Annotated in this window: 12 protein-coding genes; 6 read left to right on the plus strand and 6 right to left on the minus strand. The window is 63.8% G+C overall.

The window, feature by feature from the left end; translation table 11 throughout:
• The first annotated feature begins 156 nt into the window (after positions 1 to 156).
• The 3 genes from GB927_RS15050 (at position 157) to GB927_RS15060 (ending at position 5466) form a co-directional block, all read left to right on the plus strand.
• The gene (locus GB927_RS15050; protein ID WP_256117955.1) at positions 157 to 1953 is read left to right on the plus strand and encodes an acyl-CoA dehydrogenase C-terminal domain-containing protein; all 1797 of its coding nucleotides are present in this window, start codon (positions 157 to 159) and stop codon (positions 1951 to 1953) included.
• 66 nt (positions 1954 to 2019) lie between these two features.
• On the plus strand, positions 2020 to 3228 hold the full coding sequence (locus GB927_RS15055; protein WP_256117956.1) for an acetyl-CoA C-acetyltransferase: 1209 nt from the start codon (positions 2020 to 2022) through the stop codon (positions 3226 to 3228).
• A 15-nt stretch (positions 3229 to 3243) separates the two neighbouring features.
• Positions 3244 to 5466 carry an FAD-dependent oxidoreductase gene (locus tag GB927_RS15060; RefSeq protein WP_256117958.1) on the plus strand — a complete coding sequence of 741 codons (2223 nt, stop codon included), beginning with the start codon at positions 3244 to 3246 and terminating at the stop codon, positions 5464 to 5466.
• 56 nt (positions 5467 to 5522) lie between these two features.
• Here the strand turns inward: GB927_RS15060 and GB927_RS15065 are convergent, their stop codons facing one another.
• Positions 5523 to 5951, minus strand: a complete 429-nt coding sequence (locus tag GB927_RS15065) for a VOC family protein (protein ID WP_256117960.1) — start codon at positions 5949 to 5951, stop codon at positions 5523 to 5525.
• A 167-nt stretch (positions 5952 to 6118) separates the two neighbouring features.
• On the opposite strand from GB927_RS15065, the gene GB927_RS15070 reads away from it, so the two are divergent.
• The gene (locus GB927_RS15070) at positions 6119 to 6295 is read left to right on the plus strand and encodes a hypothetical protein (RefSeq protein WP_256117961.1); all 177 of its coding nucleotides are present in this window, start codon (positions 6119 to 6121) and stop codon (positions 6293 to 6295) included.
• Between the two features lie 67 nt (positions 6296 to 6362).
• On the opposite strand, the gene GB927_RS15075 is transcribed toward GB927_RS15070, so the two are convergent.
• From GB927_RS15075 to GB927_RS15090, 4 genes are all read right to left on the minus strand, one after another.
• The gene (locus tag GB927_RS15075) at positions 6363 to 7418 is read right to left on the minus strand and encodes a sensor histidine kinase (protein ID WP_256117962.1); all 1056 of its coding nucleotides are present in this window, start codon (positions 7416 to 7418) and stop codon (positions 6363 to 6365) included.
• Positions 7419 to 7865, minus strand: a complete 447-nt coding sequence (locus GB927_RS15080) for a response regulator (RefSeq protein WP_069060116.1) — start codon at positions 7863 to 7865, stop codon at positions 7419 to 7421. It lies immediately after the preceding gene.
• Positions 7862 to 9358 (minus strand): sensor histidine kinase, encoded by a 1497-nt coding sequence (locus GB927_RS15085; protein ID WP_256117963.1) that lies wholly within the window; start codon positions 9356 to 9358, stop codon positions 7862 to 7864. The genes GB927_RS15080 and GB927_RS15085 overlap by 4 nt, the downstream gene beginning before the upstream one ends.
• A gap of 117 nt (positions 9359 to 9475) precedes the next feature.
• Positions 9476 to 10357 carry a DMT family transporter gene (locus GB927_RS15090; RefSeq protein ID WP_256117965.1) on the minus strand — a complete coding sequence of 294 codons (882 nt, stop codon included), beginning with the start codon at positions 10355 to 10357 and terminating at the stop codon, positions 9476 to 9478.
• Between the two features lie 198 nt (positions 10358 to 10555).
• On the opposite strand from GB927_RS15090, the gene GB927_RS15095 reads away from it, so the two are divergent.
• Together GB927_RS15095 and GB927_RS15100 are read left to right on the plus strand one after the other, a co-directional pair.
• Complete coding sequence (locus GB927_RS15095; protein ID WP_256117967.1) at positions 10556 to 11461, plus strand: DMT family transporter; 906 nt, start codon at positions 10556 to 10558, stop codon at positions 11459 to 11461.
• Between the two features lie 94 nt (positions 11462 to 11555).
• The gene (locus tag GB927_RS15100; RefSeq protein WP_256117968.1) at positions 11556 to 12218 is read left to right on the plus strand and encodes a S24 family peptidase; all 663 of its coding nucleotides are present in this window, start codon (positions 11556 to 11558) and stop codon (positions 12216 to 12218) included.
• Positions 12219 to 12229: 11 nt separating this feature from the next.
• Here GB927_RS15100 and GB927_RS15105 read toward each other — a convergent pair whose 3' ends face one another.
• Positions 12230 to 13111: a transporter substrate-binding domain-containing protein gene (locus GB927_RS15105; RefSeq protein WP_256118348.1), complete on the minus strand. Its 882-nt coding sequence runs from the start codon at positions 13109 to 13111 to the stop codon at positions 12230 to 12232.
• Positions 13112 to 13134: the final 23 nt, after the last annotated feature.

Genomic DNA, 13134 nt, shown 5'->3' on the forward strand with positions numbered 1-13134 from the left:
GCGTCGTGGGCGCAGCGTCTCCCCTCCTCTCCCATCCCTCTCCGGCGAAAAATTCCACGCCCTTGCGTTTTGACGTTTACGCAAACGTCAAAGTTTTATAGTATCCCTTGCCAAGGACCGGACTCATGTCCGTGGGATAGGTGAGGAACGCAAAAGATGCCGATCTACAAGGCCCCCGTGAATGACACGCTTTTCATCCTGAACGACGTTCTGGCGCTGGAGCGGTACAACAACCTGCCCGGCTTTGCCGACGCGACGGGGGACATGGTCGAGGCGATTGCCGGCGAGGCCGCGAAGGTGGCGGAAGAGGTGCTGTTCCCGGTCAACCTTTCCGGCGACCAGGAAGGCTGCACGCGCAACGACGACGCGACCGTCAAAACGCCGAAGGGTTTCAAGCAGGCCTACGACCTCTACCGCCAGGGCGGCTGGATCGGCCTTGCGGTTCCGGAAGAATTCGGCGGCCAGGGCCTGCCCTACGTGCTGCACACCGCCGTCGGCGAATATATGTCGTCGGCCAACATGGCGCTCACCATGTATCCCGGCCTGACGCAGGGCGCGATCGCCGCGATCCTCGTGCACGGCTCCGACGAACAGAAGGCCGCCTACCTGCCGAAGATGGTGGAAGGCACCTGGACCGGCACGATGAACCTGACCGAGCCCCATTGCGGCACCGACCTCGGCCTGCTCCGCACCAAGGCCGTGCCGCAGGCCGACGGTTCCTACCGGATTTCCGGCCAGAAGATTTTTATCTCCGCCGGCGACCACGACATGTCAGAGAACATCGTGCACCTCGTGCTCGCCCGCATTGAGGGCGCACCGGAGGGCACCAAGGGCATTTCGCTCTTCATTGTGCCGAAATTCATCCTCAAGGATGACGGCACGCCGGGCACGAAGAACGGCGTTTCCTGCGGCGCGATCGAACACAAGATGGGCATCCACGGCAACGCCACCTGCGTCATGAACTATGACGAGGCGACGGGCTTCCTCATCGGCGCGGAGAACAAGGGGCTCAACGCCATGTTCGTCATGATGAACGAGGCCCGCCTCGGTGTCGGCCTACAGGGCCTGTCGATTGCCGAGATCGCCTACCAGAACGCCGCCAACTATGCCCGCGAGCGCCTGCAGGGCCGCTCGCTCTCCGGCGTGAAGAACCCGAACGGCAAGGCCGATCCGCTCATCGTGCACCCGGACATCCGCCGCACGCTGATGACCATCAAGGCCTGGACCGAGGGCGGCCGCGCCTTCACGCTATGGACGGCGCTGAAGTCCGACATCGCCCACCGCTCGGCAGACGAGAAGGAACGCCAGGCCGCCGACGACATCCTCGGCCTGATGACGCCCATCCTCAAGGGCGTGCTCACCGACAAGGGTTTCGACCACGCCGTCATGGCTCAGCAGGTCTTCGGCGGCCACGGCTATATCGAAGAGCACGGCATGAGCCAGTATGTGCGCGATGCGCGCATCGCCATGATCTACGAGGGCGCCAACGGCATCCAGGCGCTCGACCTCGTCGGCCGCAAGCTCGGCATGAATGGCGGGCGCGCCGTCATGGCGCTCTTTAAGGAAATCGGCGATTTCTGCGAGGAAAACCGCAATGACGAGAAGCTCGCCTTCTTCACCAAGCACCTCAAGAAGGGCTTGAACGACCTCCAGGCCGGAACCATGTGGTTCATGCAGAATGCCATGGCCAAGCCCGACAATGCCGGTGCCGGCTCGACCGACTACATGCACCTCTTCGGCCTCGTCACCGTCGGCTATATGTGGGCGAAGATCGCCAAGGCTGCCGAGGATGGCCTTGCGGCAGGTGCCGGCGAGCGCGCGGACTTCTTGAAGAACAAGCTGATCACCGCAAAGTTCTTCATGGAACGCCTGATGCCGGAAACGGCGCTGCGCAAGACCCGCATCGAGGCCGGCGCCGACACGACGATGGAATTGGCGGCCGAAGCGTTCTAGCCTCGAAGAATCAGGCGACCCATTGCGAGTTTGACGGCGCCCGGCGCCGCTAGGGAGAAGAGACCAATGACCGACGTCTTCATCTACGATCATGTGCGCACGCCGCGCGGGCGGGGCAAGAAGGACGGCTCGCTGCACGAAGTGCCGTCCGTCCGCCTTGCCGCCAAGGTGCTGGAAGCGGTGCGCGACCGCAACGGGCTGGATACCGCCAAGGTTGACGACATCGTCATGGGCTGCGTCGATCCGGTGATGGATGCGGGCTCCGTCATCCCGAAGGCCGCCGCCTTCGAGGCCGGCTATTCGACCAAGGCGCCCGGCATGCAGATCTCGCGCTTCTGCGCCTCCGGCCTCGACGCCGTGAATTTCGGGGCGGCGAAGATTGCGCAGGGTGCGGACGATATCGTCATTGCCGGCGGCGTCGAGAGCATGTCGCGCGTCGGGCTCGGCATGTCGGGCGGCTCCTGGTTCATGGACCCCTCCGTCAACTTCCCGGCCTACTTCATGCCGCAGGGCGTCTCGGCTGATCTCATCGCCACCAAATACGGCTTCTCCCGCGACGACGTCGACGCCTATGCCGTCGAGAGCCAGAAGCGCGCCGCGCATGCCTGGCAGAACGGCTATTTCAAGAATTCCGTCGTGCCGGTGAAGGATATCAACGGCCTGACGATCCTCGCCCATGACGAGCATATGCGCCCCGGGACCGACATGCAGGCGCTCGCCTCGCTCAACCCGTCCTTCCAGATGCCCGGCGAGATGGGCGGCTTCGAAGCCGTCGCCATCCAGGCCCATCCGGAAATCGAAGGCATCACCTACGTGCACCATGCCGGCAATTCCTCCGGCATCGTCGACGGCGCCGCCGCCGTGCTGCTCGGCTCGAAGGAAGGTGGAAACATCCTCGGCAAGAAAGCGCGCGGCCGCATCAAGGCCTTCGCCAATATCGGCTCCGACCCGGCGCTGATGCTGACCGGCCCGGTCGACGTCACGGAAAAGCTGCTCGCCCGCAGCGGCATGCAGCTCGCCAACATCGACCTCTTCGAACTCAACGAAGCCTTCGCCGCCGTGGTGCTGCGCTACATGCAGGCTTTCGACATCCCGCATGACCGGATCAACGTCAACGGCGGCGCGATCGCCATGGGCCACCCGCTCGGCGCCACCGGCGCGATGATCCTCGGCACCGTGCTCGACGAGCTGGAACGCCGCGACCTCAACACCGCCCTCGTCACGCTCTGCATCGGCGCCGGCATGGGCACCGCGACGATCATCGAACGCGTCTGATTTCGGGAGGAAGACATGAGCTACACGAACTTCACCATCGAGACCGACGCCGACGGCATTGCTCTGGTCACCTGGGACATGCCCGACAAGTCGATGAACGTCTTCACCATCGAGGTGATGGACGAGCTGGACAAGATCATCGACCAGGTCGTGGCCGACGGCGCCGTCAAGGGCGTGGTCATCACGTCGGGCAAATCCTCCTTCTCCGGCGGCGCCGACCTTTCCATGATCAAGGCGAGCTTCGACCTGTTGAAGGATGCGCAGGCGAAGGATCCGGCCACCGCCGTCGAAAAACTGTTTGAAGCCACCGGCCGCATGACCTGGCTGTTCCGCAAGCTCGAAACCTGCGGCAAGCCGTGGGTCTCCGCCATCAACGGCACCTGCATGGGCGGCGCCTTCGAGATGTCGCTTGCCTGCCATGGGCGCGTCGCCTCGAACGCCAAGTCGGTCAAGATCGCGCTGCCGGAAGTCAAGGTCGGCATCTTCCCGGGCGCCGGCGGCACCCAGCGCGTACCGCGGCTTGCCAATGCGCAGGACGCGCTCCAGATGATGACGACGGGCTCCTCGCTGACGGCTGCGCGTGCCAAGGCGATGAACCTGCTGCATCAGGTTGTCGAGCCCGACCAGTTGATCCCGGCCGCCAGGCAGATGATCAAGGACGGCCTGAAGCCGGTGCAGCCGTGGGACGAGAAGGGTTTCAAGGTGCCCGGCGGCGGCATCTGGACGCCGGCTTCGGCGCAGCTCTGGCCGGCAGCACCTGCGATCCTGCGCCGCGAGACCGCGGGCAACTATCCGGGTGCGCTCGCCATCCTGAAGTGCGTCTATGAGGGCCTGCAAGTGCCCTTCGAGACGGGGCTGAAGATCGAGCAGCGCTACTTCACCCATATCCTCCAGACGACCGAAGCCTTTTCGATGATCCGGTCGCTGTTCATTTCCATGCAGGAGCTCGGCAAGGGCGCGCGCCGACCGGCGGGCGTGCCGAAGGCGGAGTTCAGGAAGGTCGCCGTCATCGGCGCCGGCTTCATGGGCGCGTCGATCGCCTATGTGACGGCCGCTGCCGGCATTCCGGTCGTGCTGGTCGACCGCGACCAGGAAGCGGCCGACAAGGGCAAGACCGTCTCGGAAGGCCTTGTTGCCGGCGCCGTCGGCAAGGGCCGCATGTCGAAGGAAGACGGCGAGAAGCTGCTTTCCCTCATCACGCCGACTCCGGACTATGCCAACCTCGCCGATGCCGACCTCGCCGATGCCGACCTCGTCATCGAAGCAGTCTTCGAGGACCGCACCGTCAAGAAGGAAGTCACCGAGAAGATCGAGGCCGTGTTGAAGGAGGATGCGATCCTCGCTTCCAACACCTCGACGCTGCCGATCACCGGGCTTGCCAAGAACTCCAAGCGCCCCGACCAGTTTATCGGCATCCACTTCTTCTCGCCGGTCGACAAGATGATGCTGGTGGAAGTCATCCTCGGCAAGGAGACGGGCGACAAGGCGCTTGCAACCGCGCTTGACTATGTCGCGGCCATCAAGAAGACGCCGATCGTCGTCAACGACACGCGCGGCTTCTACGTCAACCGCTGCGTCTTCCGCTACATGGCGGAAGCCTATGACATGCTGATCGAAGGCGTGCCGGCGGCGATGATCGAGAATGCCGCCAAGATGGCCGGCATGCCGGTCGGCCCGCTGTCGCTGAACGACGAAGTGGCCGTCGATCTCTCCTACAAGGTCTTCAAGGCCGCCATCGCCGATCTCGGCGAGAAGGCTGTCGATCCGCGCCACCTGGACCTCGTGACGAAGCTGGTGGAGGGCGAAGGCCGCCTCGGCCGCAAGGCCGGCAAGGGCTTTTACGACTACCCGCCGAAGCCCGCCAAGAAGAAGCTGTGGCCGGGCCTGAAGGCGCTCTACCCGCAGCAGAAGGCGGACGATGTGGACGTGAAGGTGCTGGAGGAGCGCCTGCTCGTTACTATCGCGTTGGAAGCGGCGCGCACCATGGAAGAAGGCATCGTCACCGATCCGCGCGAGGCCGATGTCGGCTCCATCCTCGGCTTCGGCTTTGCGCCCTATACCGGCGGCACGCTGTCCTATATCGACGGCATGAGTGTCAAAACCTTCGTCGCGCTCTGCGAAAAGCTCGCCGCCAGCTACGGCAGCCACTTCCAGCCGACACCGCTGCTGAAGGACATGGCCGCCAAGGGCGAGACCTTCTACAGCCGTTTCGCACCGCAGGAGAAGAAGGCGGCCTGAGCCGCCTTCCCCTTTCATGACACTGGACTGACCGCTCGAAGCAGAAGCAGCGCGCCCTAGAAGGTGATCTTAATCGAAGGTGCGCTGCGCTTCGCCTCGCCGTGGTACACGGCCTCGATGTTGTTGCCGTCGGGATCGATGAGGAAGGCGGCGTAATAGCCGGGGTGATAGGGCCGCAGGCCGGGGGTGCCATTGTCCTTGCCGCCGGCGTCGAGGCCGGCCTGGTGGAAGGCCTCGACCATGGCGTTGTCGGCCGCCTGGAAGGCGACGTGGTGGCGGCCGGTCAGCTTGCCCGCTGCCGCCTCGCTGTCGATGCTGGAGACGACGAACTCGTCCACCCAGAAAAAATCCTCTCCGACACCGCCGATCGGAATTTTCAGCGCATCGAAGATTGCTTCGTAGAACCGGCGGCTTGCCGACAGGTCGCGCACCACGAGCTGGATATGGTCGATGAGGCGACCGCGATAGAGTTCCTGCGTTTCCATGCCTGAAGCTCCCTTGACGATGAAAGCCTTCTAGCTAGGTCGCAGGCGCAAACCGTCAACGGCGAAAGCCTGTTCCATCCGGAACAGCGGGCGGCGGGGCAATGTGGGAAAGTCTGATCACTGGATGAGAGAGGCTCATCCCCAACCAGAGATCAGGAGAAACCCCCATGCGCAAGATCATCGTTTCCGCCACCGTCGCCCTCGTCGCCGCTGTTTCCTTCGCAGCCCCGTCGCAGGCCGGCTACTACAGCTACGGCTACAAGCCGCATTGCTTCGTCAAGAAGATCCATTCCTACGACTACTACGGCAACCTGATCGTCAAGAAGATCAAGATCTGCAAATAAGCGCCCCCCGCTGACCTCCCCGAAGGCCCGGATGTTCCCCTGCATCCGGGTCTTTTGCCGTCCGGGATCACGCCGGGCGCGGGGCCTCGGCCATCTGCACCAGCAGCTCTGCGCGCGTGCCGACCGGGCGGGTGGCATAAGCGAGCTTGGCGCCGAGGCTGGAAGCCATGGCGCCGATGATCTTGGAACCAAGGCCGGTGCCGCGCACCGGGCCTTCGCCGCGCCAGCCGATGCCGTCGTCCTCGACGAAGAGCAGCGCATTTTCCGGATCGAGGCGGGTGAAACCGACGCGCACCTCGCCGCCCGTTTCGCCATAGGCATATTTGAAGGCGTTGGTGACGAGCTCCGTGACGATGACGCCGAGCGAGACGGCGCGGTCGGTTGGCACGTGCAGCGGCTCCAGCATGCGGTTGAGTCGGACATTGCGGCCCTGGCCCTGCATGGACGTGTCGAGCTCGGACAGCAGCGTCGAAAGGTAGGCGCCCATATCGACATGGCGCACGTCTTCCGACGTGTAGAGCCGGCGATGGATGCCGGCGATGGCGGTGATGCGGGCCTGCGTCTCGGAAAGAGCCTGCCTGACGGCCTCGTCGGAGGCGCTCGACATCTGTAGCCGGATAAGGGCTGCGGCGAGTGCCAGCGAATTGCCGACGCGGTGATTGACCTCGGCGAGTAGAACCTCAGCGCGCTCCTTGGCGAGCCGGATCTCCAGCTCGGCCTTCAGTTTCGCCCGCTTCAGCTCGGCATTTTCCAGCGCCTGGCCCAGTGCATTGGCCAGCAGCGGGATGAAATCGTCGCCGACCGATTTGATGACATAGTCCGCCGCACCGGCCTTCAGCGCCTCAACGGCGACCTGGGCGTCGCTCGAACCCGTCACATAGACGACCGGCACCGCGCCCGGCGCATTGGCGAACTCCTTTAGGAAGGACAGGCCTGTGCCGGCTTTCAGGAAGTGATCGAGCACGACGGCATCGATATCGCCTTCGGCAAGCAGCTCGCGGCCGCGCTCCAGGTCCTCCGCATGCAGCACTGTATAACCGATACGACCGAGCGCCCGCTCGGCAAGCCGCGCGAGGATCGGGTCGTCGTCGATATAGAGGATGCGGACAGGACCTTCCTTCATTTACTGCGTCTCGGGGATCTGGATGACGGAGAAGAACAGGCCGAGCTGGCGGATCGCATGCGCGAAGCTCTCATATTCGACCGGCTTGGTAATGTAGACATTGGCGCCGAGATCGTAGCAGCGCTGGATTTCCCGCTCGTCGTCCGTCGTCGTGAGGATGACGACCGGCAGGCGCTTGGTGTGGGTGTTCGTCTTGATCTTCTGGAGGATGTCGATGCCCGACATGTCCGGCAGGTTGAGGTCGAGCAGGATCAGCAGGAACCGGCCGGCGCTGGCGAGACCCGAGCGATCCTTGCCGAGCACGAAATCGAGCGCTTCCGTGCCGTTCGTGAAGGGCACGACCTCGTTGTGCACGCCGGCGCGGCGAATGTTCTTCTCGATGAGGCGCGCATGGCCCTCGTCGTCCTCGATCATGACGATGGTGACTTCCTTGCCCAATCCGTTCATGCCTGCATACTCCTGACTACTTTGCTGAGATCGGGCGGCAGACGCAGCACGAAGGTGGCCCCCTGCCCGAGTTCCGATCGGATGACGATATCACCGCCAAGATTGCGCATCAGTGAACGCACATGCGCAAGGCCAATGCCTTCGCCGGGTTTGTCCTGGGTGCCGGAGCGGCGGAACAGCTCGAAGACCCGCTCGTGGTCTTCCGGCGCGATGCCGCGGCCGTTGTCGGTGAATTCGATGACGAAGCCGGCGCGGCCGCCATTGCGCGCGCTGACGGAAACGCGCAGCGGCCGGCCGGGCGACTGGTACTTGATGGCGTTGTCGAACAGGTTGCCGAACACCTGCTCCAGCGACAGCCGGTCTGAAATGACGGTCGGCAGATTGCCGTCGATGGTAACTTCGCCGTCGGATTCGCTGACCTGGTGGTTGACCGCGGCAGCGCCCCCTTCGACGAGGGCCTTCAGGTCCACCCGCTCGATCCGCAGTTCCCGCCGGCCGTCGCGCGAGATCTTCAGGATGGCGTTGATCAACCCGTCCATCTTCTTGGTGGAGGAACGGATGAAGCCAATCGCTTCCGGCAGGTCTTCGGAGGCCGCCCGGCGGGCTTCGAGGATGTCGGCCTCGCTCGGCGCCTTGCCGTCGGCGAGCACGTAGTTCTGGATGGAGGACAGCGAAGCCTGGAGCTCGCTGGTGAAACCCATGATGTTGACGAGCGGGGCGCGCAGGTCGTGCGTGACGATATAGGCGAAGCGTTGGACTTCCTGGTTGGCGCGGATCAGTTCTTCCGTACGCTCGTCGACACGCCTTTCCAGCGTGGCGTTCAGCGTCTCCACTTCACGCCGAGCAACGACGATGTCGCGGGTATATTGCGCAACGACCGTGGCCGCGCCCCCCATGACGCCGATGATGGCGATGGCACCGATGATCGTCGTCCACCGCAGCGCACCGGCCGACCACAGCATATCGACCACGCCCTCCTGAAGGCGGCGGTCGGCATCGTCCATGATATTGCCGAGCTGGTCGCGGAGCTGGTCCATCAGGATGCGGCCGCGATCCGTCTTGACCTGGGCTACGGCATCCGACGACCGACCTTCCTGGATGGCCGTCACCGTATCGGCAAGCTCGCCGAGCTTGTCGGCGATGAGGCGATCGATTGTGGGAATGCGTGCAGCATATTCGGGGAAACGCGCAGCCTTTTCCGCCAACGACTTCTGCCGCTCGGAAACGGCTTTCAGCGCATCGTCATAGGGTGCGCGAAAACCCGCTTCCCCCGTGATGACGAAGCCGCGCTGGCCGGTTTCGGCGTCCTTGAGGGTGGACAGAAGGTCGGCGGCGGCGCTGCGCGTCGCGCGGATCTCGATCAGTTCGGCAAAATAGGCCTGCACCTTGCTGCCGAGCAAAAGCGACGTGCCCACGATGCCGAGCAAAGCAATCATGCCTGCGATGAGCAGGATAATCGTCGAGCGCACGAATGCGGCGTTCGATATCGGCATTCCACCCCCCGGTTAGAGCCGTCCACAGGACGGCGACAATATCGTTATAGGGCCTGCATGCAACTGACTGGCGCCAAGTACAAGGGGAATCTTTTGGTTGTTTCGCGACTTAACAGCTCAAACACGTTCCCGGAAACGTCCGGCGAAGCGTTCGCTGGCAATGATGATCATGCCGGCCGAAATGATCAGCGCGGCGCCGGCGAAAACGTTCGAGCCGGGCACGTCGCTCCAGATGAGATAACCGAGCACAAAGGCCCAGACGAGCGAGGAATATTCGAAGGGGGCGAGTACCGAGACGGGCGCCCGTCGCATGCCCTCGAACATCGCGAACTGGCCGATGCCGGCTACCACGCCGGTTCCCGCCATCAGCGCAATATCGGTCGCCGAGATCGACTGCCAGACGAAGGGCATGGCGAGGGCCGTGTAGAACACGAAGAAGCCGCTCGATATGGTCATCTGCACCGGCGTGCGCTCGTGCAGCGCTGTTTTGCGCAGCAGGACCGTCGCGATCGCCCAGAAGATGGCGGCCTGCAAGGCGAGATACACGGGCAGCGACAGCTCGAGCCCCTTGACCGCCACGCCGCAGGCAATGACCACGCCGACAAAGCCGGTCGCCACCGCAAGCCAGCGATAGCCCGGCACCTTCTCGCCGAGGATCGGCACCGAGAGGATCGTCATGACGATCGGCGAGGCATAGTAGAGCGTCGTCAGCTCGGCGAGCCCGAGGTCGCGCGCGGCGGTGTAGTAGGAAAGCCAGGCGGCAAGGAGCAGCAGGTTGCGCAAAAAGAGTGGCTTCAGCACCGGCGAATAGCGCGCGCTGCGCAGAAGCGGGCGACCGCCCCAGGCAAGACAGAGCGAGAAGATCGTTACGCTGCGCACGAAAAGGATCTGCCAAACCGGCAGCGCCGCGACGAGCCATTTGACCGACGCATCCTGCACAGAAAACAGGAAATAGGCGAAGGACGTCAGCAAAATGCCGGAAGTGACGGTCTTGTGCACGGGATGGACCTCGAAAACGCGACGAAGCCGCGCAATCCTTGATAGCGCGCAGTTCGTTGCAGCGAAAGTGGCTGAAAATCACGGGTTGAAGGAAATTTTTCCCACCCTGCCACGCACCTCCCGCGACCCGCCGCGAAAAGTCCGCCGGGCGCCAAATTTCAGCGTGCAAGCGGGGCGTGACGGGTATATGCGCGGGACATGGACTCCAAACGACTCGGCTATGTCTTCACCCTGCTCGCCATCCTGATTTTCAGCCTGCAGGACTCCATCTCGAAACATCTCGGCAGCGTCTATCCGCCGGTCTTCATCGCCATGATACGCTTCTGGGCGTTCGCGGCCTTCGCCATCGTGCTCGGCGCGCGCAGCCCGGGCGGGCTACGGGCGGCAGCGGCGACGAAACGGCCGGTTTTGCAGATCATGCGCGGCGCCATCCTCGCGTTCCAGATCGTCGTCACCATCACCGCCTTTACGACCGTCGGCCTCGCCCGCTCGCAGGCAATCCTGGCTTCCGGGCCGATCTTCGTGGCACTGCTCTCGATGCCGCTGCTCGGCGAGCGCGTCGGCTGGCGGCGCTGGACGGCGATCGGCGTCGGCCTTTGCGGCGTGCTGATCATCGTCAATCCGGGCGGCGTCGCCTTCGACCTCACCGTGCTGCTGCCACTCCTCTCGGCGCTGATGTTCGCGATCTATGTCATCGCGACCCGCCTCGCCAGCCGCGAAGACAGCGCTTCGACAAGCTTCTTCTATATCGGCGTCGCAGGTGCCGTGGCGATCTCGCTGATCGGCCCGTTCTACTGGACCAATCTCGCTCCCGTCGACTGGATCTGGATGGGCATCGTCTGCATCACCGGCATGTCGAGCCACTATTTCCTGATCCGCGCCTACGACCTGCTCGATGCTGCGGCCGTGCAGCCGCTCACCTATCTCCAGGTCGTGCTGGCGGCGATCGTCGGCGTCACCGTCTTCGGAGAGACGCTGAACCTCAACATGGTCGTCGGCTCGGCCATCGTGGTGGGTGCGGGCATCTTCACCATCTGGCGCGAAAGCGTGGTGGCGCGGCGGCGGGCGGCCGAAAAATCGTCCGGAAATGAAACAGGAAAATAATCCTTTTTTCTTTACTCGGAAAACGTCCTTCGCTATGCTTCCGGGTAATCGGACCGGCGCGTGCCGGTCCGCCGCCTTGGCAGGGTTTCTCAGCATGTTCTCCCACGACCGGATCTGGGCGGCAATCGACGCCCTCGCCGAGCGCAACCGGCTCTCCCCGTCCGGCCTTGCCCGCCGCGCCGGGCTCGACCCCACGTCCTTCAACAAATCAAAGCGACAGGGTGTGGACGGCCGCCAGCGCTGGCCCTCGACGGAATCGATCGCCAAGGTGCTCGACGCGACCGGCGCCTCGATCGACGAGTTCTTCACGATCTCAGACGTCACGCGCGATATCGCGCTGCCGCAGGGCGCCTTTCCGCCACAGACGGGCACCATCCCGCTGCTCGGCTTCGCGCAGGCGGGCGCCGGCGGCTTTTTCGACGATGGCGGCTTTCCCGCCGGCCAGGGCTGGGACGTGGTCGAATTCCCCGCCGGGCCGGAACGCAAGGCCGGCGTCTATGCGCTGGAGGTGCAGGGCGACAGCATGATGCCGCTCTACCGCGACGGTGACGTGCTGATCGTCGAGCCCGGCGCGCAGGTGCGCCGCGGCGACCGCGTCGTAGTGAAGACCCGCGAAGGCGAGGTCATGGCCAAGGTGCTGCACCGCCAGAGCCCGCGCACGATCGAGCTCGTCTCGCTCAATCCCGAGCACCCAAACCGCAATTTCGACATGGACGAGGTAGACTGGATCGCCCGCATCATCTGGGCGAGCCAATAGGACGCCGGTCCTTACCCACCGTAGAGATTGACCGGGAAATAGCGCAGGTAAATCTCCTGCAGGCGGCCGTTGCGCGACAGCGCCAGAAGCGCGTGGTCGATGGCGCCGGCGATCGCCGTATCCTCCTTGCGGAACATGATCGTCAGGCCTTCGCCGAGAAACTGCTCCGAAACATAAGGCCCGTCGAACAGGCGGCAGCAGCCGGCGGATTCCGTTCCGTTCGTCCAGAAGGCAAGCTGCATGCCGTCGCCGAAGACCGCGTCGACCTTGCCTTCCTTAAGGCTTGCGAGCAGGGCCGTGCGATCGGGAAAGACTTCCGCTTTCAGGCGCGGGAAAAACGCCTTCAGCATCGCCTCGTGTGCGCTGGCCGCAACGACCCCAACACGCTTGCCATCGAGGGCCGCCGCGGTCTCGCCTGCGGGCGGCGCCTTCTTCGTCACGGCGAAGCGGGCCGGTAGGCGCATGAAGGGGCGTGAGAAGAGAAAGCGCTTGCGCAGATCGGCGGTGACGGCAACACCCGCGGCGACCGCCTCGCCATTGCCGTCAACCAGCGCTTTTTCGAGCTCCGGGAAGGTCACCGCCTGGATCTGGCACTTCTCCGTCAGCGCCAATTCCCGACAGATCTCGCGCACCAGATCGACATGAAATCCGGCGAGCTTGCCGGTCTGGTCGATGAAATTGAACGGCGGAAAATCGACCGTGGTCAGGAACCGCAGGCGCACGATGCCCGAGAGATCCGGCCGCGCGATGCGCTCGCGCGTATCGAACAGGATAGGCAGATCGACCGCCGAGCGCTCCTGCGCCGCAGCGGCCCGCGGCATCATCACCGCCATCACCAGGCAAAGCGCAAAAAACCCATAGATTTTGAGAGGTGAAATTTCGCTATGTCTCATTACAATCAACTTAGGGTTAAAAA

Source organism: Shinella lacus, assembly GCF_010994755.1.
Lineage (GTDB): Bacteria > Pseudomonadota > Alphaproteobacteria > Rhizobiales > Rhizobiaceae > Shinella > Shinella lacus.